General features: G+C 66.7%; 25 protein-coding genes. 7 read left to right on the forward strand and 18 right to left on the reverse strand.

Going from position 1 to position 24,845, the window contains the following annotated elements; all coding sequences use genetic code 11:
• Position 1: 1 nt before the first annotated feature.
• Positions 2 to 1,828 (reverse strand): aminopeptidase P family protein, encoded by a 1,827-nt coding sequence (locus AC1RNQ_RS20445; protein WP_493174170.1) that lies wholly within the window; start codon positions 1,826 to 1,828, stop codon positions 2 to 4.
• Between the two features lie 83 nt (positions 1,829 to 1,911).
• Here AC1RNQ_RS20445 and AC1RNQ_RS20450 point away from each other — a divergent pair, with 83 nt between their 5' ends.
• Together AC1RNQ_RS20450 and AC1RNQ_RS20455 are read left to right on the forward strand one after the other, a co-directional pair.
• Complete coding sequence (locus AC1RNQ_RS20450) at positions 1,912 to 4,065, forward strand: S9 family peptidase (RefSeq protein ID WP_493174224.1); 2,154 nt, start codon at positions 1,912 to 1,914, stop codon at positions 4,063 to 4,065.
• 4 nt (positions 4,066 to 4,069) lie between these two features.
• Entirely contained in the window at positions 4,070 to 4,468 is a 399-nt protein-coding gene (locus tag AC1RNQ_RS20455; protein ID WP_493174172.1) for an SMI1/KNR4 family protein, read from the forward strand.
• A gap of 1 nt (position 4,469) precedes the next feature.
• On the opposite strand, the gene AC1RNQ_RS20460 is transcribed toward AC1RNQ_RS20455, so the two are convergent.
• The 7 genes from AC1RNQ_RS20460 to AC1RNQ_RS20490 all read right to left on the reverse strand — a co-directional run bounded on the left by AC1RNQ_RS20460 (position 4,470) and on the right by AC1RNQ_RS20490 (position 11,675).
• Positions 4,470 to 5,075, reverse strand: a complete 606-nt coding sequence (locus AC1RNQ_RS20460; protein WP_493174226.1) for an HAD family hydrolase — start codon at positions 5,073 to 5,075, stop codon at positions 4,470 to 4,472.
• Between the two features lie 97 nt (positions 5,076 to 5,172).
• Positions 5,173 to 5,298 (reverse strand): type B 50S ribosomal protein L36, encoded by a 126-nt coding sequence (gene ykgO / locus AC1RNQ_RS20465; RefSeq protein ID WP_003046794.1) that lies wholly within the window; start codon positions 5,296 to 5,298, stop codon positions 5,173 to 5,175.
• Positions 5,299 to 5,601: 303 nt separating this feature from the next.
• Complete coding sequence (gene galE, locus AC1RNQ_RS20470; RefSeq protein WP_493174174.1) at positions 5,602 to 6,618, reverse strand: UDP-glucose 4-epimerase GalE; 1,017 nt, start codon at positions 6,616 to 6,618, stop codon at positions 5,602 to 5,604.
• A 178-nt stretch (positions 6,619 to 6,796) separates the two neighbouring features.
• On the reverse strand, positions 6,797 to 8,254 hold the full coding sequence (gene rpoN / locus AC1RNQ_RS20475; RefSeq protein WP_493174176.1) for an RNA polymerase factor sigma-54: 1,458 nt from the start codon (positions 8,252 to 8,254) through the stop codon (positions 6,797 to 6,799).
• Positions 8,255 to 8,268: 14 nt separating this feature from the next.
• Entirely contained in the window at positions 8,269 to 9,084 is an 816-nt protein-coding gene (lptB, locus tag AC1RNQ_RS20480) for an LPS export ABC transporter ATP-binding protein (RefSeq protein WP_493174178.1), read from the reverse strand.
• A gap of 224 nt (positions 9,085 to 9,308) precedes the next feature.
• Positions 9,309 to 10,703, reverse strand: coding sequence for a phosphoglucomutase/phosphomannomutase PgmG (pgmG, locus tag AC1RNQ_RS20485; RefSeq protein WP_493174180.1), 1,395 nt, complete (start codon positions 10,701 to 10,703; stop codon positions 9,309 to 9,311).
• Positions 10,704 to 10,865: 162 nt separating this feature from the next.
• On the reverse strand, positions 10,866 to 11,675 hold the full coding sequence (locus tag AC1RNQ_RS20490; protein ID WP_493174182.1) for a division plane positioning ATPase MipZ: 810 nt from the start codon (positions 11,673 to 11,675) through the stop codon (positions 10,866 to 10,868).
• A gap of 82 nt (positions 11,676 to 11,757) precedes the next feature.
• Here AC1RNQ_RS20490 and panC point away from each other — a divergent pair, with 82 nt between their 5' ends.
• Together panC and AC1RNQ_RS20500 are read left to right on the forward strand one after the other, a co-directional pair.
• Positions 11,758 to 12,597, forward strand: coding sequence for a pantoate--beta-alanine ligase (gene panC, locus AC1RNQ_RS20495; protein WP_493174184.1), 840 nt, complete (start codon positions 11,758 to 11,760; stop codon positions 12,595 to 12,597).
• Positions 12,598 to 12,861: 264 nt separating this feature from the next.
• Positions 12,862 to 13,176: a hypothetical protein gene (locus tag AC1RNQ_RS20500; RefSeq protein WP_493174186.1), complete on the forward strand. Its 315-nt coding sequence runs from the start codon at positions 12,862 to 12,864 to the stop codon at positions 13,174 to 13,176.
• 177 nt (positions 13,177 to 13,353) lie between these two features.
• Here the strand turns inward: AC1RNQ_RS20500 and AC1RNQ_RS20505 are convergent, their stop codons facing one another.
• The 4 genes from AC1RNQ_RS20505 to AC1RNQ_RS20520 all read right to left on the reverse strand — a co-directional run bounded on the left by AC1RNQ_RS20505 (position 13,354) and on the right by AC1RNQ_RS20520 (position 16,207).
• Entirely contained in the window at positions 13,354 to 14,505 is a 1,152-nt protein-coding gene (locus tag AC1RNQ_RS20505; protein ID WP_493174188.1) for a GNAT family N-acetyltransferase, read from the reverse strand.
• A gap of 274 nt (positions 14,506 to 14,779) precedes the next feature.
• Entirely contained in the window at positions 14,780 to 15,244 is a 465-nt protein-coding gene (locus AC1RNQ_RS20510) for a RidA family protein (RefSeq protein ID WP_493174190.1), read from the reverse strand.
• Between the two features lie 25 nt (positions 15,245 to 15,269).
• A complete protein-coding gene (locus AC1RNQ_RS20515; RefSeq protein ID WP_493174192.1) occupies positions 15,270 to 15,911 on the reverse strand; it encodes an HAD family hydrolase in 642 nt (213 codons plus the stop codon).
• Positions 15,908 to 16,207 carry a DUF3572 family protein gene (locus AC1RNQ_RS20520; protein WP_493174194.1) on the reverse strand — a complete coding sequence of 100 codons (300 nt, stop codon included), beginning with the start codon at positions 16,205 to 16,207 and terminating at the stop codon, positions 15,908 to 15,910. The genes AC1RNQ_RS20515 and AC1RNQ_RS20520 overlap by 4 nt, the downstream gene beginning before the upstream one ends.
• 75 nt (positions 16,208 to 16,282) lie before the next feature.
• Here AC1RNQ_RS20520 and AC1RNQ_RS20525 point away from each other — a divergent pair, with 75 nt between their 5' ends.
• The gene (locus tag AC1RNQ_RS20525; protein ID WP_493174196.1) at positions 16,283 to 16,645 is read left to right on the forward strand and encodes a response regulator; all 363 of its coding nucleotides are present in this window, start codon (positions 16,283 to 16,285) and stop codon (positions 16,643 to 16,645) included.
• A gap of 413 nt (positions 16,646 to 17,058) precedes the next feature.
• Here AC1RNQ_RS20525 and AC1RNQ_RS20530 read toward each other — a convergent pair whose 3' ends face one another.
• Positions 17,059 to 17,199 carry a hypothetical protein gene (locus tag AC1RNQ_RS20530; RefSeq protein WP_493174198.1) on the reverse strand — a complete coding sequence of 47 codons (141 nt, stop codon included), beginning with the start codon at positions 17,197 to 17,199 and terminating at the stop codon, positions 17,059 to 17,061.
• Between the two features lie 145 nt (positions 17,200 to 17,344).
• Here AC1RNQ_RS20530 and AC1RNQ_RS20535 point away from each other — a divergent pair, with 145 nt between their 5' ends.
• On the forward strand, positions 17,345 to 17,821 hold the full coding sequence (locus AC1RNQ_RS20535) for an Lrp/AsnC family transcriptional regulator (protein WP_493174200.1): 477 nt from the start codon (positions 17,345 to 17,347) through the stop codon (positions 17,819 to 17,821).
• A gap of 358 nt (positions 17,822 to 18,179) precedes the next feature.
• Here the strand turns inward: AC1RNQ_RS20535 and rpmG are convergent, their stop codons facing one another.
• The 3 genes from rpmG to AC1RNQ_RS20550 form a co-directional block, all read right to left on the reverse strand.
• Positions 18,180 to 18,347 (reverse strand): 50S ribosomal protein L33, encoded by a 168-nt coding sequence (gene rpmG, locus AC1RNQ_RS20540; RefSeq protein ID WP_058810591.1) that lies wholly within the window; start codon positions 18,345 to 18,347, stop codon positions 18,180 to 18,182.
• A gap of 220 nt (positions 18,348 to 18,567) precedes the next feature.
• Positions 18,568 to 19,299 (reverse strand): energy transducer TonB, encoded by a 732-nt coding sequence (locus tag AC1RNQ_RS20545; protein ID WP_493174202.1) that lies wholly within the window; start codon positions 19,297 to 19,299, stop codon positions 18,568 to 18,570.
• Between the two features lie 297 nt (positions 19,300 to 19,596).
• Positions 19,597 to 20,904, reverse strand: coding sequence for a glutamate--tRNA ligase (locus AC1RNQ_RS20550; protein WP_493174204.1), 1,308 nt, complete (start codon positions 20,902 to 20,904; stop codon positions 19,597 to 19,599).
• 397 nt (positions 20,905 to 21,301) lie between these two features.
• On the opposite strand from AC1RNQ_RS20550, the gene AC1RNQ_RS20555 reads away from it, so the two are divergent.
• Positions 21,302 to 22,525, forward strand: a complete 1,224-nt coding sequence (locus tag AC1RNQ_RS20555; protein WP_493174206.1) for a diguanylate cyclase domain-containing protein — start codon at positions 21,302 to 21,304, stop codon at positions 22,523 to 22,525.
• Here AC1RNQ_RS20555 and AC1RNQ_RS20560 read toward each other — a convergent pair.
• Positions 22,449 to 22,883 carry a DoxX family protein gene (locus AC1RNQ_RS20560; protein ID WP_493174208.1) on the reverse strand — a complete coding sequence of 145 codons (435 nt, stop codon included), beginning with the start codon at positions 22,881 to 22,883 and terminating at the stop codon, positions 22,449 to 22,451. The two genes, AC1RNQ_RS20555 and AC1RNQ_RS20560, sit on opposite strands and share 77 nt — an antisense overlap.
• Positions 22,884 to 23,013: 130 nt before the next feature.
• Positions 23,014 to 24,681, reverse strand: a complete 1,668-nt coding sequence (locus tag AC1RNQ_RS20565) for an NAD+ synthase (RefSeq protein WP_493174210.1) — start codon at positions 24,679 to 24,681, stop codon at positions 23,014 to 23,016.
• Positions 24,682 to 24,845: the final 164 nt, after the last annotated feature.

Genomic DNA, 24,845 nt, shown 5'->3' on the forward strand with positions numbered 1-24,845 from the left:
GTCAGGCGGCGAGCGCGGCGGGGGTGCGGTCGAGCGGCGCGCACGCCGCCTCGAGCCACGCGCGGTCGGCGCTCTCCATGCCCGGCGACAGCTTTTCGAACACCGCGGCATGATAGGCGTCGAGCCAGTCGGCCTCGGCGGGCGAGAGCAAGGCGGTATCGACGAGATCTCTCGCGATCGGCGCGAAGGTGATCGTCTCGAACCCCAGCATATCCTCTTCGGCGCCGGCGATGCTCTGCGGCACGACGATCACCAGATTTTCGATGCGGATGCCGAAATGCCCCGCCTTGTAATAGCCGGGCTCGTTCGAGAGGATCATGCCCGCGTGCAGCACCTCCTCGGTCCCCGCCTGCCCGCCCGAGGGCTTGGCGATGCGCTGCGGCCCTTCGTGGACCGCCAGATAAGTGCCGACGCCGTGCCCGGTGCCATGCGCATAATCGACCCCGTCGGCCCACAGATATTGGCGCGCGAGGATGTCGAGCTGGCTGCCGCGCGTGCCCTTGGGGAAGCGCGCGGTGGCGAGCGCGATATGCCCCTTGAGCACCTGGGTGAAGCGGCGGCGCATCTCGGCGGTCGGCGTGCCGATCGCGATGGTGCGCGTGATGTCGGTGGTGCCATCGGCATATTGCCCGCCCGAATCGACGAGGTAGAGCGTGCCCGTCTCGATCGCGCGGTTGGTCGTCGCGTCGACCTTGTAGTGCGGCAGCGCGCCATTGGGGCCGGCGGCCGAAATCGTGTCGAAGCTCAAATCGACGAGCCCGCCGTTCGCTTCGCGGAAGCTGCGCAGCTTGGCCGCGGCGCCGAGTTCATCGAGATTCCCCTCGGGCGCGACATTCTCCATCCATTGCAGGAAACGCGACACCGCAACGCCGTCGCGAACATGCGCGGCGCGCGTGCCGTCGAGCTCGGTGTCGTTCTTGATCGCCTTGGGCAGCACCGCGGGGTCGCGGTGGCGCTCGATCTTCGCGCCCGCCGCCTCGAGCGCGGTGAAGATCGCCGCGACCGCCGAGCCGGGGTCGACCGCGACATGTCTGTCCTTGAGGCCCGCCAGCGCCGCCTCGAACGCGGCGCGATCATGGATCCGCACGCTGTTGCCGAGATGCGCCCGCACCGCGTCGGTCATCTTCTCGGGCGCGATGAACAGGTCGGCGGTCGCGTCGGCATGGAGCAGCGCGAAGGCGAGGCCCACCGGCGTGTGGCTGACGTCGGACCCGCGGATGTTGAAGGTCCAGGCGATCGAATCGAGCGCGGTCATCACCGCCGTGTCGAGGCCCTTGTCCTTCAGCCAATCGGCGATGACCTGTCTTTTGTCGATCGCGCTCTGCCCCGCGAGCTTGACGTCATGCACCGCGACGACCGCGTCGCTCGGCGCGGGCTGGTCGTCCCACACCGCGTCGAGCGGGTTCGACGCGACTGCAACGAGTTCGGCGCCTTTGGCCATAAGCGCCTTCGCCGTGGCGTTGGCCCAGTCGATGCCGTGCAGCCAGGGGTCGTAACCGATTTTCTGCCCCGCGCTGACGTTCGCGCCGAGCCATTCGGCGACGCTCGACGCCGGCACGCCGACATAGTCGAACAGCGCGCCGTCGACCTGGTCGCGGACCTGCACCGTGTAGCGCCCGTCGATGAACACCGCCGCCTTTTGGGGCAGCACCGCCGCGGTCCCGGCCGAGCCGCCGAAGCCGGTCAGCCACGCCATGCGCTGCGCATAGGCGCCGACATATTCGCTCATATGCTCGTCGCTGATCGGCACGACGAAGCCGTCGATCCCGCACGCGGCGAGTTCGGCGCGCAGGCGGGTCAGGCGGTCAGCGTGGACGGGGCTGGACATCGGATGTTCCTTGTTCCTACATCGCGGCAATCCCGCCCGATCCGGGCGACACCGCGGGGGTTTTCGTGATGCGCGCTATTTGGATGTTTCTGGCGGCAATTGCCACCCCGCTTGTCGCGCCCCCCGGTGCTTTCGCCGAAGAGAAAGAGACGACATTGACCGATACGCCTCCTGCCTTGGCCGCCGCCCCCGTCGCGGACAAGCGCCCGCACGACATGACGCTGCACGGCAAAACCCTCTCCGATCCGTACCACTGGCTGAAGGACGAGAGCTATCCGGTGATCGATGACAAGGACGTCCTCGACTATGTGAAGGCGGAGAATGCCTGGTTCGACGCCGCGATGAAGCCGCACGCCGGCCTCGTCGAAACCCTGTTCCAGGAAATGAAGGGCCGCATCAAGGAAGCCGATTCCTCGGTGCCGCAGAAGGACGGCGACTGGACCTACTGGGTCGAATATGAAGAAGGCGCCGAATATAAGAAATGGTACCGCAAGCCCGCGGCGGGCGCCGGCGAGGCGGCGTTGATCCTCGACGAGGTCGCAATGGCGGCGGGCAAGGATTATTTCCGCCTCGCCGAAGTCTCGATCAGCCCGAACGGCAGGCTGATGGCCTATTCGTTCGACGACAATGGCTCCGAGCGTTTCGAAGTGCGTATCCGCAACCTCGAAACCGGCGAGATGCTGCCCGACGTCATTCCGGGCACTTTGTCGTCGCTCGTCTGGACCTCGAACAACGACGCGCTGCTCTACGGCCTCGCCAACGAGAATTGGCGCACCGACAATGTCCGGCTGCACAAGCTCGGCACGCCGATTACCGAGGACAAATTGCTCTACAAGGAGCCCGACATCGGCTTCGGCGTCGGCATCGGCAAGACGGCGGCGGACAATTATATCGTGATCGCGACCGGCGATAACGAGACGAGCGAAGTCTATCTGCTCCCCGCCGACAATCCCGAAGCGCCGATGCAGCTCGTGTCCGCGCGCAAGAAGGGCCGCGAATATAGCGTCGATGAGCGGAACGGCACGCTCTACATCCACACCAACGACGAGCATCCGAACTTCCGCGTCGCCACCGCGAGCGTTAAGGCTCCGGACACATGGAAGACGCTCATCCCCGGTAGCGACCACAGCTACATCACCGGTTTCTCGGTGTTCCGCGATTATTTCGTGCTCGAAGCGCGCGAGGACGGGCTCGACCAGGTCGATATCCGCAAATATGACGCGCCGCTCACCCCGGGCCGGATCAAATTCCCCGCCGCGACCTATGTCGCGGGGCTCGGCGACAATCCCGAATATCATCAGGACAAGCTCCGGCTCGACTATGAATCGATGGTCACGCCCGACACCGTCTATGATTATGATCTCGCAAGCGGCAAGCTCGAGACGCTCAAGGTGCAGGAAATTCCATCCGGTTACGATGCGACACAATATGTAACCGAACGGGTTAATCTGCCGAGCCGCGACGGCAAGACGATGATCCCCGCCTCGCTCGTCTACAAGAAGGGCACCAAGCTCGACGGCAGCGCGCCGATGCATCTCTATGCCTATGGCAGCTACGGCTATCGCGTCCCGCCGGGTTTCTCGACGACGCGGCTCAGCCTCGTCGACCGCGGCATGGTCTATGCGATCGCGCATGTCCGCGGCGGCGACGACCTCGGCCGCGCCTGGTATCTCGCGGGCAAGACGACCGAGCGGAAGAACAGCTTCAACGACTTCATCGACGTCGCCAAAGGGCTGATCGCGAAAAACTATACCAGCGCGGGCAAGATTTCGGTCGAGGGCCGCTCGGCCGGCGGGCAGGTGATGGGCGTGATCTATAATGAGGCGCCCGAGCTGTGGGGTGCGGTGCTCGCCGGCGTGCCCTTCGTCGATGTCATCAACACGATGGTCGACGAAACTTTGCCGCTGACCCCGGGCGAATGGCCCGAATGGGGCAATCCGATCACCGACAAGGCGGCGTTCGACTATATGCTGAGCTACAGCCCCTACGACAACGTCACCGCGAAGGCCTATCCGCCGATGCTGGTGTCGGCGGGGCTCAACGACCCGCGCGTGACCTATTGGGAGCCGGCGAAATGGGTCGCCAAGCTCCGCGCGACGCGGACCAATGATTCGACGCTGCTGCTGCGCACCAACATGGGCGCGGGCCATGCCGGCAAGTCGGGCCGCTGGGGCGCGCTGCGCGAGGATGCCGAGGAATTCGCCTTCGTGCTGACGCAGTTGGGGGTCGAGAAATAGGAGCATGTTCGAAGGGAAGGAGTGGCACGGCGTGCCGGGTGCCACTCCCGATGCGCTAACGAGACTTCAGGCGGTAGCTCCAGCCGGAGTACCGGCAAGCTATTTTGCACTGCTTTCGTTGAGCAATGGCGGTGAGGGTCCGCTTCCCGTCCACCCACTCTACTTCTGCCTCGACTCCGTGAGCGAGGTCGTCGAGCGTCAGCAAACCGGAACATACGGACAGCCGGAGTTCCAAGACGTGTTCATCTTCGGCGGCAATGGAGCCGGTGAATATCTGGCGCTCGATCTGCGCCAAAGCCTTCCTTGGCCGGTCGTAACTATCGACATGATTGCAGGAATGGAGAGCGCAGACGTCGTCTCCGAAGATTTCGACAGTTTCCTGAATTTGGTCGGCGTGGAGTGAGCTAGAGATACTTCCGGCCCACCAATTCGCGCTCCAGCGTCTCGGCATCGACGAACTGATGCCCCGCGATCCCGACCGATTCGGCCCCCGCGACATTTGCCGCGACATCGTCGATGAACAAGGCCCCCGCGGGGTCGATCCCGAATCGCTCGATCGCGAGGCGGTAGATCGCGGGGTCGGGCTTCATCATCTTTTCGGTGCCCGAGACGATGATATCGCGGAAGCGGTCGAAGACCGGCTGGGTCGGGCGGAAGGCTTCCCAGAAATCATGGCCGAAATTGGTGATCGCGAACAACGGCACCCCCGCGGCGTCGAGCCGTTCGACGAGCTCGAGGCTGCCCGGCACCGGCCCCGGGATCGTCTCGTTGAAACGCGCGCCATAAGCGTCGATCAGCGCGCCATGCTCGGGAAATTCCGCTTTTCGTTCAGCAACCATGTCGGCGGCGGGACGGCCGGCGTCGTGCTGGAAATGCCACTGCGGGGTGACGATATTGGCGACGAAATATTCGAGCTCGCCCGGATCGGCGATCAGCTTGCCGAACAGGTGGCGCAAATCCCAGTCGAACAGCACCTTGCCGACGTCGAAGATCACCGACCGCGCGATCATACGCGCACCAGACACGCGAAAGCGCCGCCGGAAGGGTCCGACGGCGTTACGCAGTTCAGCAAAAGCAAACGGGGCAGATTTGCCCCGCGCAGGGGCATCAGCCCTGGCGCGCCTTGAAGCGGCGGTTGGTCTTGTTGATCACATAGGTCCGGCCGCGACGGCGGATCACGCGGTTGTCCCGGTGGCGGTCCTTCAGCGACTTCAGGCTGTTGCGAATCTTCATGATCTTGTGTCCGTAAAAACTCAGGCGGTAACGCGAAGCGGCGCAACTATGGGGATGCGGGCCAAAAGTCAACCTGCTTGGCGGCGTTTTGATCCTCAGGGTCACGATTGGAATGGGTTCACGCGGAGGCGCGGAGACGCGGAGAGGAAAATTGCGCGCAGAGGCGCAGAGATCGCCGAGAAGAAAAGAAAAAGGCGGCAAAGCCGCCAATCTTCTCTCTTCCTTCTCCGCGCCTCCGCGCCTCCGCGTGAACAAAAAAATCTCTGCGACCTCTGCGCCTCTGCGCGAATCCAAATCGAAGCATCACGCCGCCAGCCGCCGTTCGACCAACGCGCGTTCCCATGCCAGCGCATGCGCGACGATCGTGTCGAGGTCGGCGTAGCGCGGCTGCCATCCGAACGCCGCGCGAATCGCGCCATTGTCGGCGATCAGCGCGTCGGGATCGCCGAGGCGGCGGTCGCCCAGACGCCGCTCGATTTTGCGATTCGTCGCGCGGTCGACGGCGTCGAGCACCTCGAGCACCGAAAAGCCGCGGCCATAGCCGCAGTTGAGCTTGTGGCTGATATCGGGCGCGGCGATCAGCGCGTCGAGCGCGAGCAGATGCGCGGCGGCAAGGTCGCTGACGTGGATATAGTCGCGCACCCCGGTGCCGTCGGGGGTCGCGAAGTCGGTGCCGAAGACGTCGACATGAGGGCGGCGGCCGAGCGCGGCCTCGACCGCGACCTTGATCAGGTGCGTCGCGCCCGCGGTCGACTGGCCGCTACGCGCCTGGGGGTCGGCGCCGGCGACGTTGAAATAGCGCAAGGCGCAATAGTTGAAGTCGTGCGCCGCGGCGACGTCGCCCAGCATCGCCTCGGTCATCAGCTTCGACATGCCATAGGGGTTGATCGGCCGCTGCGGCGCATCCTCGCGGACGGGCACGCGCTCGGGGATCCCGTACGTCGCGGCGGTCGAGGAGAAGATGAAATGGCGCACCCCGGCATGGACCGCGGTGTCGATCAGCGCGCGGCTGCGCGACGAGTTATTGTCGTAATATTTGAGCGGGTTGGTCACCGATTCGGGCACAACGACCGACCCCGCGAAATGCATGATCGCGCCGACATCCTGCTCGGCGACGATCCGCGTGACAAGCGCCGCGTCGGCGATATCGCCCTCGTAAAAGACCGCGCCCCCCGGCACCGCCCAGCGGAAGCCGGTGACCAGATTGTCGAGCACCGCGACCCGCCAGCCCGCATCGAGCAGCGCGAGCACCGCGTGGCTGCCGATATAGCCGGCGCCGCCGGTCACGAGGATGGTGAAGGGATGCGGCGGTGCGGTCACGGGCGGTCGGCTCCTTTGGCCGGAAAGCTAGCCGCGACGTGGTTAGGAAATGGTTAGCGGGCGATTCCGATCCTCCCCCGCCGGGGGAGGGGCACAGGAGGTCACACGCCGCGCCCGACTGCACGTGCCCCTCCACCATCTTCGATGGTCCCCCTCCCCGTTCTGGGGAGGATCGGCGCTACCCCGCCAGCGCTTTCTGCCGCCGCCTTTGCACCGACGAGCCAAAACCCATCGCCTCGCGGTACTTCACCACCGTCCGCCGCGCGATGTCGTGGCCCTCGGCCGACAGCCTCTGCGCGATCGTCTCGTCGGACAGGATCGCCTTGGCGTCCTCGCCCTCGATCATCGCCTTGATCCGGCTCTTGATCGATTCGGACGACACCGCGCCGTCGCCCTGGGTCGCCGAAATCCCGCTCGAGAAGAAATATTTGAGCTCGAACAGCCCGCGCGCGCAGCTCAGATATTTGTTGCTGGTGACGCGGCTGACGGTCGATTCGTGCATGCCGATTTCCTCGGCGACCTGACGCAAGGTCAGCGGGCGCATATGCGCGACGCCGTGGAGGAAGAAGCCCTCCTGCTGCTTGACGATCGCGCTCGCGACCTTGACGATCGTGCGCTGTCGCTGGTCGAGCGCACGCACCAGCCAGTTGGCGCCGGCGAGCTGTTCGGACAGCCACGCCTTGCTCTTCGCCGCCGCACCCGCCGCGAGCTCGCTATAGTAACGCCGGTTGACGAGCAGCCGCGGCAAGGTCCCGCTGTTGATCTCGACCGCCCAGCCCTTCGCGGTCTGGCGCACATAAAGGTCGGGCACCACCGCCTGCGTCGGCGACCCGCCGAAGCGGAGCCCGGGCTTGGGGTCGTAGCCGCGCAGCTCGCGGATCATGTCGGCGAGATCCTCGTCGTCGACCCCGCAGATGCGCTTCAACTGCGGGAAGGCGCCCTTGGCGACGAGGTCGAGATGCGCGATCATCGTCGCCATCGCGGGGTCGTAGCGGTCGGCCTCGCGCGCCTGGATCGCAATGCATTCGGCAAGGTCGCGCCCGCCGACCCCCGAGGGATCGAAGCATTGCACCCCCGCGAGCACGTGCTCGACCAAAGCGAGCGGCACGCCGAGCCGCTGCGCGAGTTCGGACAGGTCGGCGCGGAGGTACCCCGCCTCGTCGATCATCGCGACGAGCTGCTCGGCGATCAGCGCCTCCAGCCCTGAAAAACGCTCGCCGACCTGCGCCAGCAGATGCTCGTAGAGGCTGTCGGCCTCGCCGGCGAAGCTGTCGAAGTCGATCGCCTCGCCGCCCTCCGACAGCCCGACGCTGTCGCTCGCGCTGTCGTGGTGGAAGCTTTCGGCGGCGAGATCGACGTCGAGATCGTCGGCGGCGCCGCTGTCGGAGGCGAGCGCCTGGTCGGCGTCGAGGCTCGCGGCCTCGACCGGAGCGGCGTCGATCTCGGGCGCATCGTCGCCCGCGGCGTCGCCGTCGCCCGACGCGGTGTCGAGCAGGGGATTGCCCTCGAGCGCCTCGGCCAGATAGGCGTCGAGTTCGAGGTTCGACAGCGCGAGCAGCTTGATCGCCTGCTGCAGCTGCGGCGTCATCACCAGCGATTGCGACTGGCGGAGATCGAGGCGCGGACCCAACGCCATCGGCGGCTATGCCATCACAGGGAGAAACCCTCGCCGAGGTAGAGGCGACGCACCTCGGGGTCGGCGACGAGTTCGGCGGGCGAGCCCGCGAGCAGCACCTTGCCGTCGTAGATGATGCAGGCACGGTCGACGAGGTCGAGCGTCTCGCGGACATTATGGTCGGTGATCAGCACCCCGATGCCGCGCGTCTTCAAATCGGCGACGAGGTCGCGAATGTCCGAGATCGACAGCGGGTCGATGCCCGCGAAGGGCTCGTCGAGCAGCATGATCGAGGGGTTGGCGGCAAGCGCACGCGCGATTTCGGCGCGGCGGCGTTCGCCGCCCGACAGCGCCATCGCCGCCGAATCGCGCAGCCGCGTGAGGCCGAATTCCTCGAGCAGTTCCTCGAGCCGCCGCTCGCGCGACACGCGGTCGGGCTCGGCGAGTTCGAGCACCGCGCTGATATTCTGTTCGACGGTCATGCCGCGAAAGATCGAGGTTTCCTGCGGCAGATAGCCGAGGCCGAGGATCGCGCGGCGATACATCGGCAGCGCGGTGATGTCGGCGCCGTCGAGCATGATGCGCCCGGCGTCGGGCTTCACCAGCCCCATGATCGAATAGAAGCAGGTGGTCTTGCCCGCGCCGTTCGGGCCGAGCAGCCCGACGACCTCGCCCTTGCCCACCGAGAGCGACACGTCGGACAGGACGGTGCGCTTGTCATAGCTTTTGGCGATTGAAATGACCGCGAGCCCGTTGCCCGCGGCGGCATCTTCCTGGACGTGCGCGACATGGTCGGCGACGCCATGGTCGCCGGCGGTGGGAGGAGTCGCAAGAGAGGTGTCGTCGGTCATGGCGTCGTCGCTGTCCTCGCAAATACCGGCTGGCGTTACCCGAGGAGCGCCGGGCAGGTCAATCTGGCAAGATTTTTGCAGGGGTACATTTTCTCCCCTCCCTTCTTCAGGGAGGGGTCGGGGGTGGGTCGCCGCAGGCGTTCTTTCTGCGCCGCCACCCACCCCGCTACGACTAGGCAGCAAGCTGCCAAGTCTTCGCACCCCTCCCTTTCAGGGAAGGGAATTCAATGCCCCACGCTCTCCCCGCGCGCGACCCCCGACAACGCGAGCTGTTCGTCGATCGCCGCCATCAGCCGTGCGAGCGCGGCTTCATCCTTCGCCTCGGCGCGCGCGACGAGCACGTCCTGCGTGTTCGAGGCGCGGAGCAGCCACCAGCCGTCGCCCGTCAGCACGCGCGCGCCATCGGTGCGGTCGACCTTGGCCCCCGCGGCGGCGAGCCGCGCGAGAACCTCGTCCACAATGGCGAATTTGCGTATCTCGTCGACCTGGAAGCGCAGCTCGGGGGTATTCACCATCGGCGCCATTGCGCCGCGCAATTCGGTGACGCTCTGCCCGAGCTTGGTCGCCGCTTCGATCAGGCGGATCGCGGCATAGGGCGCGTCGTCATAACCATAATAGCGGTCGGCGAAGAAGATATGCCCGCTCATCTCGCCCGCCAGCGGGCTGCCGGTTTCCTTCATCTTCGCCTTGATCAGGCTGTGGCCGGTCTTCCACATCAGCGGCTGGCCGCCCAGTTCGGCGACGCGGTCGAACAGCGCCTGGCTCGCCTTCACATCGGCGATCACCGTCGCGCCGGGCCGGTCCCTCAGCACCGCGGCGGCGTAGATCTGCAGCAGCTGGTCGCCCCAGATCACCCGCCCCTCGCCGTCGATCGCGCCGATGCGGTCGCCGTCTCCATCGAAAGCGACGCCGAAATCGAGGTTCCTCTCGGCGACGAGCTTCCGAAGATCCGCCAGATTCTTCTCTTCGGTCGGATCGGGATGGTGGTTCGGGAAATGGCCGTCGATGTCGGTAAACAACAGGAAATGCTCGCCCGGCAGGCGCGCGGTCAATTTCTCGACGACGGTTCCCGCGGCACCGTTGCCGGCGTCCCAGCCGATGCGGAAGGCACCCCCGGCGAAACCCTCGACCAGCCGGTCGACATAGGCGTCGACGATGTCGAGGCTCTGCGACGATCCCTGGCCCCCGGGGCCGGCGACTTCCCAGTCGCCCGCCGCGGCCATCGCGCCGATGGCCTGGATGTCGGCGCCAAAGAACGGGCGTCCCTGAAACACCATCTTGAAGCCGTTATAATCGGGGGGATTGTGGCTGCCGGTTATCTGTATGCCGCCGTCCACCTTTTGCGTTGACGCGGCATAATAGAGCATCGGCGTCGGACCCAGCCCGACGTTCAGCGCATCGACCCCCGCGGCGTTGATCCCGTCGATCAGCGCGTCGGCGAGCATCGGCGACGACAGCCGCCCGTCGTAACCGACCGCGACCGACTGCCCACCCGCGCGCCTGATCATCGTCGCGAAGCTGCGCCCGATCGCAGTGGCGTCGGCGGCCGACAGCGTGTCGCCGACGACGCCGCGGATATCATATTCGCGCAGCATCGTCGGGTGGAAGATATGGGTCATGGGAATGTCCTCATTGGGGGAGAGAAGACTTGAAGCGGAGCGCCGTCCTCTTAACCCGTTCGCCCTGAGCTTGTCGAAGGGCCGTTCTTTCTTTTCCGCTCCCAGAAGGACGGTGCTTCGACAAGCCCGGCACGAACGGCAAATGGGTTAGCGCCTGAATTTCTAAGCCGCCGCGAACAGATCGCCGTCGGGGTGCAACCGCTGGCGCACGGGCAGGTTCAATCCCGCCATCGCCTCGCGCAGTTCCTGCCGCGCGACGACATGCCCGATGCCCATCCCGCCGAGATGCGCCTTGTCGAGCAGGGTGAGCCCCGCCGGGAAGAGTTCGCGGTAGATGACGCGCTCGCCGAGCCCGGGGATGACGCGGAAACCGACGCGGCGCGACAGCTGGGTCAGCGCCTCGCCGACGCGGCGCATATTGTGCGCGTCGACATGCTGGAGGCGGTTGCGCAGGATGATCCAGTCGATCGTGCGCCCGTCGGTCTTGGCGCGCGCCTTGCGCGCATCCCAGATGAGTTCGGAATAGAAGCTGGGGCGCGTGACCTGGAAGCTTTCGGGGTCGACCTGGCCGATCAGGTCGAAATCGATGAAGCTGTCGTTCATCGGGGTGATCAGCGTGTCGGCGCCGGTCGCGAGGTGGCGCGCGAAGACATCGTCGCGGCCGGGCGTATCGGCGACGAAATAATCGGCGCCCGTGGACAGGCGCGCGACCTGTTCGTCGAGCTCCTCGATCGTCGATCCGCCGAACACCTCGAAATCGGGGGTCGGCAGGGCGATGCCGCGGCGCTTTTCGGTCTGGGCGCGATTCTCCAGATAGCGGTGGAAGGTGCGCTGGCGCGGGTCGAGGTCGAGCCCCGCGACCTTCCAGCCCTGGCTCGCCAAAGCCACGGCGAAATGCACGGCGCAGGTCGACTTGCCGGTCCCCCCCTTTTCATTGGCAAAGATGATGCGGTGCGGCGCGGGGGTCGTCATGAGCGTTGCGATTTTCCTGTCGGCGGCGCATGGGAGCCGCGTGGGTGGCGTATGAGCCGCCATTATCGGAGGCGGGGCAGCCGTGCAAATCATCCGTGACATTGCGATGCTCCGCCGTGCCGTTTCGGCACTGCAGCAAGGCGGCAAGAGCGTCGCCTTGGTCCCCACCATGGGCGCGCTGCACGACGGCCATCTGTCGCTGGTACAGATGGGAAAACGCGTCGCCGACCATGTCGTGGTGTCGATCTTCGTCAACCCGACGCAATTCGGTCCGAACGAGGATTATGCCGCCTATCCGCGCGACGAGGCGCGCGACGCCGCGCTGCTCGCCGACGAAGGCGTCGCGCTGCTGTGGGCGCCCGATGTCGCCACCATGTATCCCGCGGGACACAGCACGCATATCGAGGTCGCCGAGCTCGGCAGCGACTATTGCGGCGCCGCGCGGCCGGGCCATTTCGACGGGGTCGCGACCGTCGTCGCCAAATTGTTCAACCAGGTCCGCGCGGACGTGGCGATCTTCGGCGAGAAGGACTGGCAGCAGCTGGCGATCATCCGCCGCATGGCGCGCGACCTCGACTTCGCGCCCGACATATTGGGCGCACCGATCGCGCGCGACGGCGACGGCCTCGCGCTGTCGTCGCGCAACGCCTATCTGTCCGAAGCACAGCGCGCCGCGGCGACCGCCTTTCCCGACGCGCTCAAGGCCGCGGTCGCGGCGATCGCCGGCGGGGCCGATGTCGCCGACAGCCTCGCCGCCGCCGAAAAGGCGATCGTCGCGGGCGGCTTCGACAGCGTCGACTATGTCGCGCTCGCCGACGCCGACAGCCTCGAACGGCTCGCCGAATATCGGGCCCCCGCGCGGCTTCTCGCGGCGGCGCGAATCGGCAAAACGCGGCTGATCGACAATTATCCGGTCGGCTGATCGAATACGGGGCCTAACCCACATCCGTTCGTGCTGAGCTTGTCGAAGCACCGTCCTTCTTCTCTAAGCTTCAAAGAAAGAACGGCCCTTCGACAAGCTCAGGGCGAACGGAAATTGGATGGCGTGATGTCCGGGAATCCTGGATTTCCGCCATTTTTCAGCTTATCCCCGAAAAAGTCGCCGCATCGTTAACGCTTTGTTGACCATGATCCGCAAGGTTCGCCGTCGAAGCTTCTCGGTGGGGAGAGGCGACAGGGGGTTAGCATGGCCAACAGTCTGAAGTCCGCACAATATCTGATCGAAAGCCGGCTGCTCGACGCCGCGCGCGGCGACCCGGGCGCCTATTTCGATCTCGGCATCGCTTTTTCGACCGGCAGCGGCGGGGTCGATGTCGACCTGATCCAGGCGCATAAATGGTTCAACCTCGCGGCGCTCGGCGGCAACAAGGAAGGCCAGCAATGCCGCGCCGACCTGTCCGACGAAATGACGCGCGAGGAAATCGCCGAAGCCCAGCGCCAGGCGCGCGCCTGGCTCGACGAAACCGCGCGCCGCCCGGCCGCGCGCCGGTTTGCAGCCTGACGCTCCTTCAAGCCCGCGACGTCGCGACTTTTGTTTCGCGCAAAGACGCAAAGATGTCGCGCTTGCCGCGAAGCGGCTTTCCCTTCAACCGGCCGGACTTGCCGCATCGATGAGGGAAATGGTGCCTGTCGGCACGATCCAGCTTCTTTGCGTCTTCGCGTCTTTGCGCGAAATATTTCAGACTGACCGCCTGAAGGGCATATGCCCCTCCAGCCAGTCCATTTCCGCTTCCTCGGCGCGGCGTTCCGTTTCCAGATAGTCGGCGACCGCGCGCCGGAACCCCGGATCGGCGATGAAGTGCGCCGACCAGGTCGCGACCGGACCATAGCCGCGCGCGAGCTTGTGCCCGCCCTGCGCCCCCGCCTCGACCCGCGCCAGGCCGCGGGCGATCGCAATGTCGATCGCGCGATAATAGCAAAGCTCGAAATGCAGATAGGGGATCTCGGTCAGGCAGCCCCAATAGCGCCCGTAGAGCGTATCGGCGCCGACGAAGTGCATCGCGCCCGCGATGGCACGCTCTTCGCTATCGAAGGCGAGCACCAGGATGATGTCCGCCGCCATCGTGGCTCCCATCAGGCCGAATGCTTCGCGCGTGAGGTACGGCTGTCCCCATTTGCGCGCGCCGGTGTCCTGATAGAAGAGCCACATCGCGTCCCAATGCTCGGGCCGGATCGCCGCGCCGGCGAGCTCCTCGACGCGTAGCCCCTCGACCGCGCGCGCGCGCTCCTTGCGCAATTGCTTGCGCTTCATGGAGGTCAGGGTGCCGAGGAAATCGTCGAAGCTTGCGTAGCCTGCATTGGCGAAATGAAACTGGATGTCGCGGCGGACGAGCCAGCCCGCTGCCTCGAAGATCGGCATCTGCCCGGGCGCAACGAAAGTGGCGTGCGCCGACGACAGACCGTTCTGGCGCACCACCGCCTCGGCGGCGCGAAGCAGCAGGGTCGTGTCCTCGTCGTTCTTCGCCAGCAGCCGCGGCCCCGGCACCGGGGTGAAGGGCGCGGCGATCTGCAGCTTCGGATAATAATCGCCGCCCGCACGCGCCCAGGCATCGGCCCAGGCGTGGTCGAAGACATATTCGCCCTGGCTGTGGCTTTTGAGATAGGCGGGCGCCGCGGCGACGAGCGTCCCCGCCGCGTCCTCGACGAGCAGCGGCGCTGCCTGCCAGCCGGTCCCCGGCCCGACGCTGCCCGATTTTTCGAGCAGCGACAGGAAGCGGTGCGACACGAACGGATTGCCGCCGTCGTGGAGCGCGTCCCACGCCGCGGCATCGATCGCGTCGACGCCGGTGCCGAGCGAGATGCTGCGCGCGGGCGGGTCGGCCTCGGCCATCGCGGTCCCTAGGGTCCGTACTCAATTGCAGCGCCGTCGAGGCGTCCAAATGGCGAACATATCGGGCCGAAAGACGCGCCGGGAAGGCTGGTTGCCTTTCCAAGCGGCTTTCGGCCCGAGATGGAAGCCATTTGGGCGTCCCGAAGGGATTTGATCAAAATGGCCCATTGCTTCGTCGAGAAGTCTCGAAATATCGACATATGTCTTCGCCTTCTCTCCTCGCACTGGGCCATTTTGCTTCAAACCTCGACGGCGCTGCAATTAAGTACGGACCCTAGGCCGGCCGCACCGCGACGATCGCGTCGGCCTCGACCGCGGCGCCCAGCGGCAGCACCGCGACGCCGACCGCCGCGCGCGCGTGACGCCCCGCTTCGCCGAACAGCGCCTCGAGCAGTTCGGACGCGCCGTTCGCGACCTTGGCCTGGTCGGTGAAATCCGGGGTGCTGTTCACGAAGACGCCGAGTTTCACGAATTTCTCGACGCGCGACCAGTCGCCCTCCAGCGCGTTGCCGATCTGCGCGAGCAGCATCAGCGCGCAGCGCCGCGCGGCGTCGTAACCCCCCGCGACATCGACGTCGGCGCCGAGCCGGCCGGTGACGACCTTGCCGCCCTCGAACGGCAGCTGGCCGCTGACGTAGAGCAGGCCGCCCTGTTCGACGACGGGCACATAAGCGGCGACGGGCGCGGCGGCCTTGGGCAGTTCGAGGCCGAGGTCGGCGAGCTTGGCGGCGATATCCATGGGAGCTTCCTTATATGGTGACGGGTTAGCCCAAAACGGGCAATGGCGCGGGGATGTTTTCGGCGAGGCGCGCCAATATCCAGTCCTGCGCCCCGGCCCAATCGTCGATCCGCGCATGCGCGTGCCTGGCGGGCGCGATCCTGTCGGCGATCGCGGGTTCGCCGACCAGGTGGAGCCGCCACACATCGGGCGCCTCTTGCGCGACCGACGTGTGATGCCCGCCGAGATCGTCGATGAACACGGCGACCGAGGGCCGATATTCTTCGATCAGCCGCCGCACGGGCTCACCCTTGCCGCCGCGGCTGCCGATCACCGGCGCGTGGAAATCGTGGAGCGCGAGCTGGTCGATCCGGCGCTGCTGATGCTCGGGGCCGACGTTGGTGAGCACGACGATATCGGCGTGCCGCGCAATCTCGGCCATCGCCGCGAGCGCGCCGGGGATCGGATATTGGCGCGTCATCTGGCTGGTGAAGAAACCGTCGAGCAAAGGCCAGACCTCGGCCGCCTCGAGCGGCGTGCCGCATTCCTTGCGCTTCAAGGCGCCGGCGAAGCTCGCATCCTCGATGCGGAACAGCACGCCATGTTCCTCGTCGACCCACTGCGCGAAGGGCACGACCATGTGCATCAGCACCTCGTCGCAATCGGTGATGACGAGCGGTCGGGTCATGCCCAAACTCCTCCAACGTTCCTTTCGTCGCCGGACAGGCGATGGGCAGCGGCGGCGATATCCTCGGGCTTGATGTCGAGGCCGACCGCGCAGGCGACGAGGTCGGCCTCGTGCGCGGCTAGGAAGGCGAGGATCGCGGCGAGCGTCGATCGCTCACCGAGCGATTCGCGCAGCGTATCGGGCGCCAGCCCGGTGAGCGCGAGCAGCCGCTCGGCGCGCGGTTCGTCGGTCAGGATCCAGCCCAGCGCGTTCAGCGCCAGCGCTTCGTCGGCATCGTGCAAGTGATCGTCCTTCATTCCCGCGAGGCGATTGTTTCCGCGGGCCGATTCGCCTAAACCGGCGCCGGGCGTAAGGTGGGGAAGCGAAATAGCATGGGCAAGACCATATTGGTCGTCGAGGATAATGAGCTCAACCTGCGCCTGTTCTGCGACCTGCTCAACGCCCATGGCTATAACGCCCATCCGGTGCGCGACGGGCGCGACGCGCTGGCGACGGCGCGCGCGCTGACCCCCGACCTGATCATCATGGACATCCAGCTGCCGCATGTCAGCGGGCTCGAGCTGATCGGCCAGATGAAGGCCGATCTGATGCTGCGCGAAGTCCCGATCATGGCGGTCACCGCCTATGCCGGCAAAGGCGACGAGGACCAGATCCGCGCCGCGGGCGCCGAGGCCTATGTCTCGAAGCCGATTTCGGTGATCAAGTTCATCGAGAGCGTCGGGGCTTTTGCTTGAGGCGTCCCGTCCCTGGGGGGCGATTTTGTCATATGCAAAGCAGGACGGTGAATGACCGCCATCGGGCGTTGGCGGTCAAGAGCGATCCTCCCCCAACGGGGGAGGGGGACCACCCGGAGGGTGGTGGAGGGGCACAGGAGGTTTGCGTAACGCCAAACGGACAAGCCGCTCGTTTCCAGGTACGAAGCTGCAGCGCGTTACCTCGCCGGCAAGGCCAACCGCTTGTGCCCCTCCACCAGCTTCGCTGGTCCCCCTCCCCGGTCCGGGGAGGATCGGCACCGTCCGCTCACCACCCCAATACCGCCGTTCGCGGACGAATTGACACAGTCGCCTGATCGGAGCGGTGGCATACTCTCGCCCCGAGGGGGCGGCGCAAGGACGCACCCTCACCCTGATCCAACGGCTGAGACATGTCAGGCGTCAGGGTCGGCACGCTTCCCTCGCACCCGATTCCACGGCGCGTCATAATGGACCGCGACGGCGGTCGCCGAGGCTTCGATCAGCGCAGCGTAAAGCCGGCCGATCCAAGTCGATTCGTTGCGTATATGGGTCATCGGACATCTCCTGGGTCCGGGCCGGCAAGGGACGGGGGAGAGCGGCCCGGACGCGATGCTTCTACGTTCGCACGCGCGGCGATTGGCGCCTATAATCGCCATATGAATGACCAATTTTCGCGTTATAGTCGCGTATATGCGAAAAATGCCCGATCTCGACGATTTCGACCGCCGCCTGCTCGCGCTGGTGCGCGAGGACAATCAGCAGCCCGCGCGCATCCTCGCCGACAAGGTCGGGCTGTCGCTGTCGGCGGTGCTGCGCCGCCTGCGGCGGCTGCGCGACGAAAAGGTGATCGTCGCCGATATCGCGGTGGTCAATCCGGCGCTGACCGGGTCGGCGCTGACGATGCATGTGCTGGTGCAGATGCAGCAGGCGGGGCCGCAGACGATGGACAATTTCGCGCGCGAGATCGTGCGCCACCCCGAGATCACCGGCGCGTGGGACGTCACCGGCGACGACGACTTCCTGCTCAAGGTCCAGGTCGGGGCGATGGAGGATTACGACCGCTTCACCCGCCGCGCGCTCGGCGAGGACAAGGGCGTGCATTCGTTCAAGACGCTGATCACCATCCGCAACATCATCGAGAATGACGTGGCGCGGCGGCCGCTGCGCGAGGGGTAAGGGGAGGTTGTCCGGTATCGGGCGTTTCTTGCCATTCCCAGCCCCTCCTCTTCAGAGGAGGGGGTGCGAGACTTACGAACTTGTTCGTTAGTCGCAGCGGGGTGGTGCTCTCGGCTGGGCGTGCTCCTTCGGCCACCACCCCGTTCGACTAAGGCCCGGCTGCGCCGGACCAAGTCTCTCTGCCCCTCCTCTGAAGAGGAGGGGTTTAAGGTCTGGAAACCACTCCCACCCCAAAGCCGTCATTCACGCGCACGAAAAAGGGCGGCGCAGGGGCCGCCCTTCTGGATCGCATCGATCCCCGCTTTCGCGGAGATGACGCATTTCCTGCCCGCACGCGTTCAGCGCACGGGGAAATGCATCACTTGATCTTGGCTTCCTTGAACTCGACATGCTTGCGCACGACGGGGTCATATTTGCGCTGCGCCATCTTCTCGGTCATCGTGCGCGGGTTCTTCTTGGTGACGTAGAAGAAGCCGGTGTCGGCGGTGCTCACGAGCTTGATCTTGACGGTCGTCGGCTTGGCCATGGCCCTGTTCCTCGAATTGACTGCACATCCGCCGGACCTTCCGGCACATGTGGCGGGACTGGGTGTCCCGGCGGTGGGTTTGAAAAACAAGAGGGCCGCGCGAGCTTCGCGCTGCCCCCATTAATCCGCGCGCCTCTGACCGGATTCGGCGCTTATGTCAAGCGAAACGAACGAACGACGGCCGGTGTCAGGTGCGCGGCCGCCGCCCGCCCGGGGAGAGTCAGGCGTTGCGAATCTCGAACCGCACCGTCATCTCCTTCCAGCTTTCCTCGGCGACCCCGCCGCGCGTCGCGGGCTTGAAGCGCCATTTGGCGAGCGCGCGCCGCTTGGTCGCCTCGAAGAAGCCCGGGCTGTCGCTGCTGACCAGTTCGACCTGCTTGACCTTGCCGTCGGCGCCGATCAGCACGCGGACCCTGGCGACGCCCTCGATCCCCTCGCGCTGCTCGCGCGCCGGATAGTCGGGCTGGAAGCCGGCAATGAAGCGCTCGTCGAGCTTCGCGAGCACCAGCTTGGGCGCGGGCGGCGGCGGCGCGGGTTCGGTGATGATCGTCGGTCCGCTCCCGGTGCCGGCGGGCGGGACATAGGGCGGCAGCGGATCGAAGACCGGTGGATTCTGGGCAATCGGCGGCAGCGGCGATTTCGTCACGGTCACCGGGGGCTCGGTCGTTGGCTGTCGCTGCGGCGCGGGATCGACCGGCGGTTCGGGTTCGGTCGGCAGCGGGATCGGCTTGACGATCGTCGGGTCCAGCTTGTCTTTGATGACCGCGATCATCGGCGACAGCGCGACCGCGACGACGAGTGCCGCCGGCAGACCGATCGCCAGCACCGCGGCAAACGGACGGTGCCCCGCACCGGGATCGTAGCTGCCGCGCATCAGCAGCGATTCGCCTCTCGCCGCGACGCGCTCGGCGCGGCGCACAGACAGTGCGGAAATCATGGGTATCAGGGTCATGGCGCCTCTCCTTGCCTTCCCGACCGGGGCCACCCGCGCTTGTGTCGCTATCCGGCCAGATCGTCATGATGAGATATTATAACATCACGATGATTGTCAAGCGCAAAGGTCGGCAAGGGGGTGGATATGAGAGGTTCCCCTCCCTTCTAGGGAGGGGTTAGGGGTGGGTAGCGAGCGCAGCGAGCAAGAGGCAGAGCGCCGCCTTTCGGCGGCAAACCCACCCCCAGCCCCTCCCTTGCAGGGAGGGGAGATAAACGTTCGCAGCCGCCCGAAAGCGGCCATCGCCGATTCGCAAGCCTAAGCCGAAAGCCGCGCCACCGCCTGGTCCTTGGTAATCAGCGGCAGCAGTTCGGCCATGTCGGGGCCATGGTCGCGGCCCGTCAGCGCGCGGCGCAGCGGCAGGAACAGCGCGCGGCCCTTGGCACCGGTCGCCTCCTTCACCGCGCCCGTCAGCGCGTGCCAGGGGTCGGCGCCCCAATCGATGCCGGGCGCGGCGGCGGCGGCGGCGGCGAGCACGGCGCGGTCCTCCGCGGCCGCGGGCGGCGGCGCGAGGGGACCGTCGAATACGCCAACCCACGCGGCGGCCTCGGCCACGGTCATCAGGTTCGGGCGGATCGCGTGCCAGCGCGCGGCGTCGATCGCCGCGGGCAGCCGGCCGGCGACCGCGTCATGATCCAGCTGATGCACGATCTTCTGGTTGAGCAGCGCGAGTTCGGCCTCGTCGAAGCGCGCCGGGGCGCGGCCGAAATGCGCGAAGTCGATCGCCCTGACCAGCGGCGCGGCGTCGGCGACCGGCTCGACCGGGTCGCTGGTGCCGAGCCGCGCGAGCAGCGCGACGAGTGCGACCGGCTCGATCCCCTGCGCGCGCAGGCTTTCCATGCCGAGCGAGCCGAGCCGCTTCGACAATTTGCCCTCGGTCCCGACGAGCAGCGCCTCATGCGCGAATTCGGGCGGCGTCGCGCCGAGCGCGGCGAACATCTGGATCTGCACCGCGGTGTTCGACACATGGTCCTCGCCGCGCACGACGTGCGAAATGCCCATCGCGATATCGTCGATCACGCTCGGCAGCAGATAGAGCCAGCTGCCGTCGGCGCGCCGTACCACCGGGTCGGACATGGTTTTCGGCTCGAAATGCTGCGGACCGCGAACCATATCGGTCCACTCGATCGCGGCGTCATGGTCGAGGCGAAAGCGCCAGTGTGGCGCCACGCCCTCGGGCACCGGCGCATCGGCGGGTTTGCGCTCGTAAACCGGCGGCAGGCCGCGCGAGAGCAGGACCTTGCGGCGGATGTCGAGCTCCTCGGGGTTCTCGTAACAGGCATAGACGCGCCCCGCCGCCTTCAGCTTCGCGAACTCGGCCGCATAGAGGTCGAAGCGTGCCGACTGGCGTTCCTCGCCGTCGATATCGAGCCCCAGCCAGATGAGATCGGCGCGAATGTCCGCGACATACTCCTCCTTCGACCGCTCGAGATCGGTGTCGTCGATGCGCAGCAGGAAGCGCCCGCCGTGCTTCCTCGCCCACAGCCAGTTGTGGAGCGCGGTGCGGACGTTGCCGACGTGCAGATTGCCGGTCGGCGAGGGAGCGAAACGGGTCGTGACGGTCATCCGCGCGCCTATAGCCGCAATCGGCGGGCGATGGCGAGAGCCGAGGGGGGCGCCCCGGGGGGCAAAGGCGGGTTCCGGGCATTTGCGGCCATAAGCGATCCTCCCCCAAAGGGGGAGGGGGACCACCCGGAGGGTGGTGGAGGGGTACAGGAGGTTACCGCGGCGCTCAACCGAAGAGCCCCTCATTTCCTTTAGCGAAGCCGTGGTGCACGACCTCGACGGCAAGGCAAGCCGCCTGTGCCCCTCCACCAGCTTCGCTGGTCCCCCTCCCCGTTCCGGGGAGGATCGGCACCGTCCCCCTCCCCGCCCCCCAAAGCGGCCCCCGCCGACGCCTCACTCCCCCTTCCCCTGCCCCACGATTAACCGCTTCTTCGCGCTTTGCGCCTAGCGTGGCGCGATGGAGGGCGAAGCGAGGGGATGGCGTTCGCGGCTGTGGCCGCGCGTACCGGCGGCGATTGCCGACGAGCTCGCGCTTGCGCGCGTCGCGCGGCTCGAGGTGCTGGTTCCCATTCTCTATACGACGATGATCGCGGTCATCCTCACCGCGATGATCGCGACCGCGGGCGACGCGCCCACGCTGACGACCGGTGGCGAGGCGCCGTGGATCGTGCGTTTCGGCATGCCGCTGACCGCGGTCGGCGTCGCCGCGATCCGGCTGATGCACTGGCTGCGCCGTCGCGGCCGGCCGATGAGCGCCGCCGCCGCGCACCGCCAGATCGACCGGATGTTCCTGCTCGCGGCGCCGATCGCGGCGCTGTGCGGCGCCTGGACGATGTCGAGCTGGTGGCTCTCGGTCCCCGGCGAGCGCAGCTATTATCCGATGTTCATGGTGATGGGCACGCTCACCACCGCCTTCTGCCTCGCCCCCGTGCGCGGCGCGACGCTCGCGGTGCTCGCCGCCGGACTGGCGCCGGTGATCGCCATGCTGCTGCTCGCGGGCAATTGGATGGACCTGGTCGCGGTCGCGATCATCCTGCTCGCCGCCGCCTTCCTGACCCGGCTGGTGCTCGACCAGCACGGCCAGCAGGTCGAAATGCTGCTGCTCCGCCATCGCTTGCAGCGCCAGGCGATGACCGACCCGCTGACCGGGCTCGCCAACCGCCGCGCGCTGCACATGGCGGCCGAGGAGATTTTCGGCGAGCAGGGCGCCGGGGGTGGTGCGGGCGCCGCGCTGATCCTGATCGACCTCGACGGCTTCAAGCCCGTCAACGACCGCCACGGCCATGCCGCGGGCGACCGGTTGCTCATTTCAATCGGCGGACGCCTGCGCGCGCAGGCCGGCGAGGGCGCGACCGTCGCGCGCATCGGCGGCGACGAGTTCGCGATATTGCTGCCCGACGGCGATGCCACCGCGCTCGACATACGCAGCAGCGCGCTGCTCGCCGCGCTCGCGCCGCCCTTCCCCATCGACGGCCAGCCGATCCGCATCGGCGCCACCGCCGGCATCGCCCGCGCGCCGGGCGACGGCGCGTCGCTGCTCGAGCTGATGCGCAGCGCCGACGCCGCGCTCTATGCCGCCAAGCCGTCGCGCGATGCCGCGCCGGTCAGTGCAGCGTCGCCGTCTCCGCTCCCCCGCCCCGCGGCCACCAGGCCCAGGCGATCGCGAGCAGCGCGGCGATAAGCAGCACGCTATATTCGACCCCGTTGCGCCCCGCGCCGACGACGAACCAGCCCGCGGGCATATGGACGAGAACCGCGCCCAGCGTCAGGATCGCGGCGTGGCCGAGCGCCGCGAAGCTCGTCCAGCGGCGCGCGAGCATCAATGCGGGTCCGACGAGTTCGTAGAGCGTCACCGCCATCGCCCAGCCAGTGCCATAGGGAAAGCCGATACTGTCCAGCCAGGTGCCGAAGGGCGCGACGAGCCCCATCGTCAGCCGATAGACGCCGTGGATCAGGATCAGCAAAGCGACGGTAACGCGCAACACCTCCAGCGCCGTCGCCGCGCGCGCCGGCGGCACTTGCGGTCCGAGTAAAGCCATTGCCTCTCCCCTTCAACGCGAAGTTCTTCATCGTCACCCCGGACTTGATCCGGGGCCTGCCTTATCTTGAAGAAAAAGGCGGGTCCCGGGTCAAGCCCGGGATGACGAGAGGTTACGAAGGATGGCTCGCTCACCCCGTCCGGAAACCATGAGTGATCGGATAGCGCCGGTCGCGCCCGAAATTGCGCGTCGAGAGCTTGACCCCCGGCGGCGCCTGACGCCGCTTGTACTCGGCGAGCATCAGCAGCCGCTCGATCCGCGCCACCGCATCGCGATCGAACCCATAGCGCGCCACGACATCGTCGACGCTCGCTTCCTCCTCGACCAGCATGTGCAGCATGCGGTCGAGGTCCACGTAAGGAGGAAGGCTGTCCTCGTCCTTCTGGTCGGGACGCAGCTCGGCGCTCGGCGGCTTGGTGATGATGGTCTCGGGCATCACCGGCGTCACCGGGTTGCGCGACAGCCGCGGCACATTGTCGTTGCGCCACCGGGCGAGCGCAAACACCGTCATCTTGTACGCGTCCTTGAGCGGATTATAGCCGCCCGCCATGTCGCCATAGATGGTCGCATAACCGACGCTCATCTCGCTCTTGTTGCCCGTGGTCAGCAGCATCGGGCCGAATTTGTTGCTGAGCGCCATCAAGGTCACGCCGCGGATGCGCGACTGGACATTCTCCTCGGTGATGTCGACATCCTTGTCGGCGAAGCTGCCCGCCAGCATCGTGTCGAACGCCTCCACCGCAGGAACGATCGATATGGTGTCGAGCCGGCACCCGATCATCGTCGCGCAGCCCGCGGCATCATCGAGGCTCGCCTGCCCCGTGAAACGGCTCGGCATCATCACGCACCAGACCTTGTCGGGGCCGAGCGCGTCGGCGGCGATCGCGGCGCAGATCGCCGAATCGATCCCGCCCGACAGCCCGAGCACGACGCCAGGGAAGCGATTGCGTGTCACATAGTCGCGAAGGCTCAGGATCATCGCGCTGTAGATATCGGCAGGATGCGCCTCCCATTCGGCGATCGCGCCCGCCTCGCAGCGCCAGCCGTCCGCACCCTTCGTCCAGTGCGTGACCCGCTCCTCGGGCTCCCAGTCGGTCAGCCGGTGCGCCGTCGTCGCGTCGCCATTCAGCACGAACGAGCAGCCGTCGAACACGATCTCGTCCTGCCCGCCGATGCGGTTGAGGAAAATCACCGGCAGCGAGGTTTCGGCGACGCGGGCCGCGAACACCTGCGTCAAACGCCGCTCGTCCTTGTCGATCTCATAGGGGCTGCCGTTGACCGAGATCAGCAGCTCGGCGCCCTGCCCCAGCAGATGCCGGCAAACCTTCGGCAACCACCCATCCTCGCAGATCGGCAGCCCCAGCCTCACCCCGCGCCATTCGACGACATCGGGCAGTGGGCCGGGGGCAAAGATGCGCTTCTCGTCGAAGGTGCCGTAATTGGGCAGCTCGTGCTTCCTGCGCGTCGCGACGATCCGCCCGCCATCGAGCAGCGCGACGATATTGTAGAGGCTGCCCGCCTCCCATTCGACCGAGCCGACGAGCATCGCCGGGCCGCCGTCGGCGGTCTCCGCCGCGAGTTCGGCGAGCAGCGTCGCCGCGCGCTCGGCGAGCGCGGGCTTGAGCACCAGATCCTCGGGTGGATAGCCGATCAGCTGCAGCTCGGGATAGAGGATCAGGTCGGCCTCGCGGTGCCGCGCGCGCACCGCGCGCATCGCGTCGGCATTGGCGGCGAGGTCGCCGACCGCCTGGGTCATCTGCGAAAGGACGATGGAGAGCTGCTGCGCGGGGGAGGTCATGCAAGCGGGTTTAGGACCAACCACCCGGATTTCAACCCACCGGGACGGGCGATACGCGGAGCACCGGCTTCGGGGTGGTTTCCCAACTCAAACCCCTCCTCTTCAGAGGAGGGGCAGAGAGACTTGGTCCGGCGCAGCCGGGCCTTTAGTCGAACGGGGTGGTG

The organism is Sphingopyxis sp. GW821-FHT12F08 (assembly GCF_058806755.1).

What these genes read in the sequence shown, in the direction of transcription:
- AC1RNQ_RS20510 (WP_493174190.1), bottom strand. Translation starts at nt 15,244, where the DNA reads ATGGATATCGCCGCCAAGCTCGCCGACCTCGGCCTCGAACTGCCCAAG.
- AC1RNQ_RS20545 (WP_493174202.1), bottom strand. Translation starts at nt 19,299, where the DNA reads ATGACCCTGATACCCATGATTTCCGCACTGTCTGTGCGCCGCGCCGAG.
- AC1RNQ_RS20560 (WP_493174208.1), bottom strand. Translation starts at nt 22,883, where the DNA reads ATGGCTTTACTCGGACCGCAAGTGCCGCCGGCGCGCGCGGCGACGGCG.
- AC1RNQ_RS20530 (WP_493174198.1), bottom strand. Translation starts at nt 17,199, where the DNA reads ATGACCCATATACGCAACGAATCGACTTGGATCGGCCGGCTTTACGCT.
- AC1RNQ_RS20555 (WP_493174206.1), top strand. Translation starts at nt 21,302, where the DNA reads ATGGAGGGCGAAGCGAGGGGATGGCGTTCGCGGCTGTGGCCGCGCGTA.
- AC1RNQ_RS20520 (WP_493174194.1), bottom strand. Translation starts at nt 16,207, where the DNA reads ATGAAGGACGATCACTTGCACGATGCCGACGAAGCGCTGGCGCTGAAC.
- lptB (WP_493174178.1), bottom strand. Translation starts at nt 9,084, where the DNA reads ATGACCGACGACACCTCTCTTGCGACTCCTCCCACCGCCGGCGACCAT.
- AC1RNQ_RS20565 (WP_493174210.1), bottom strand. Translation starts at nt 24,681, where the DNA reads ATGACCTCCCCCGCGCAGCAGCTCTCCATCGTCCTTTCGCAGATGACC.
- AC1RNQ_RS20460 (WP_493174226.1), bottom strand. Translation starts at nt 5,075, where the DNA reads ATGATCGCGCGGTCGGTGATCTTCGACGTCGGCAAGGTGCTGTTCGAC.
- AC1RNQ_RS20535 (WP_493174200.1), top strand. Translation starts at nt 17,345, where the DNA reads ATGCCCGATCTCGACGATTTCGACCGCCGCCTGCTCGCGCTGGTGCGC.
- AC1RNQ_RS20500 (WP_493174186.1), top strand. Translation starts at nt 12,862, where the DNA reads ATGGCCAACAGTCTGAAGTCCGCACAATATCTGATCGAAAGCCGGCTG.
- AC1RNQ_RS20450 (WP_493174224.1), top strand. Translation starts at nt 1,912, where the DNA reads ATGTTTCTGGCGGCAATTGCCACCCCGCTTGTCGCGCCCCCCGGTGCT.
- AC1RNQ_RS20490 (WP_493174182.1), bottom strand. Translation starts at nt 11,675, where the DNA reads ATGACGACCCCCGCGCCGCACCGCATCATCTTTGCCAATGAAAAGGGG.
- ykgO (WP_003046794.1), bottom strand. Translation starts at nt 5,298, where the DNA reads ATGAAGATTCGCAACAGCCTGAAGTCGCTGAAGGACCGCCACCGGGAC.
- AC1RNQ_RS20550 (WP_493174204.1), bottom strand. Translation starts at nt 20,904, where the DNA reads ATGACCGTCACGACCCGTTTCGCTCCCTCGCCGACCGGCAATCTGCAC.
- AC1RNQ_RS20505 (WP_493174188.1), bottom strand. Translation starts at nt 14,505, where the DNA reads ATGGCCGAGGCCGACCCGCCCGCGCGCAGCATCTCGCTCGGCACCGGC.
- AC1RNQ_RS20525 (WP_493174196.1), top strand. Translation starts at nt 16,283, where the DNA reads ATGGGCAAGACCATATTGGTCGTCGAGGATAATGAGCTCAACCTGCGC.
- AC1RNQ_RS20455 (WP_493174172.1), top strand. Translation starts at nt 4,070, where the DNA reads ATGTTCGAAGGGAAGGAGTGGCACGGCGTGCCGGGTGCCACTCCCGAT.
- pgmG (WP_493174180.1), bottom strand. Translation starts at nt 10,703, where the DNA reads ATGACCCATATCTTCCACCCGACGATGCTGCGCGAATATGATATCCGC.
- AC1RNQ_RS20515 (WP_493174192.1), bottom strand. Translation starts at nt 15,911, where the DNA reads ATGACCCGACCGCTCGTCATCACCGATTGCGACGAGGTGCTGATGCAC.
- AC1RNQ_RS20445 (WP_493174170.1), bottom strand. Translation starts at nt 1,828, where the DNA reads ATGTCCAGCCCCGTCCACGCTGACCGCCTGACCCGCCTGCGCGCCGAA.
- rpmG (WP_058810591.1), bottom strand. Translation starts at nt 18,347, where the DNA reads ATGGCCAAGCCGACGACCGTCAAGATCAAGCTCGTGAGCACCGCCGAC.
- rpoN (WP_493174176.1), bottom strand. Translation starts at nt 8,254, where the DNA reads ATGGCGTTGGGTCCGCGCCTCGATCTCCGCCAGTCGCAATCGCTGGTG.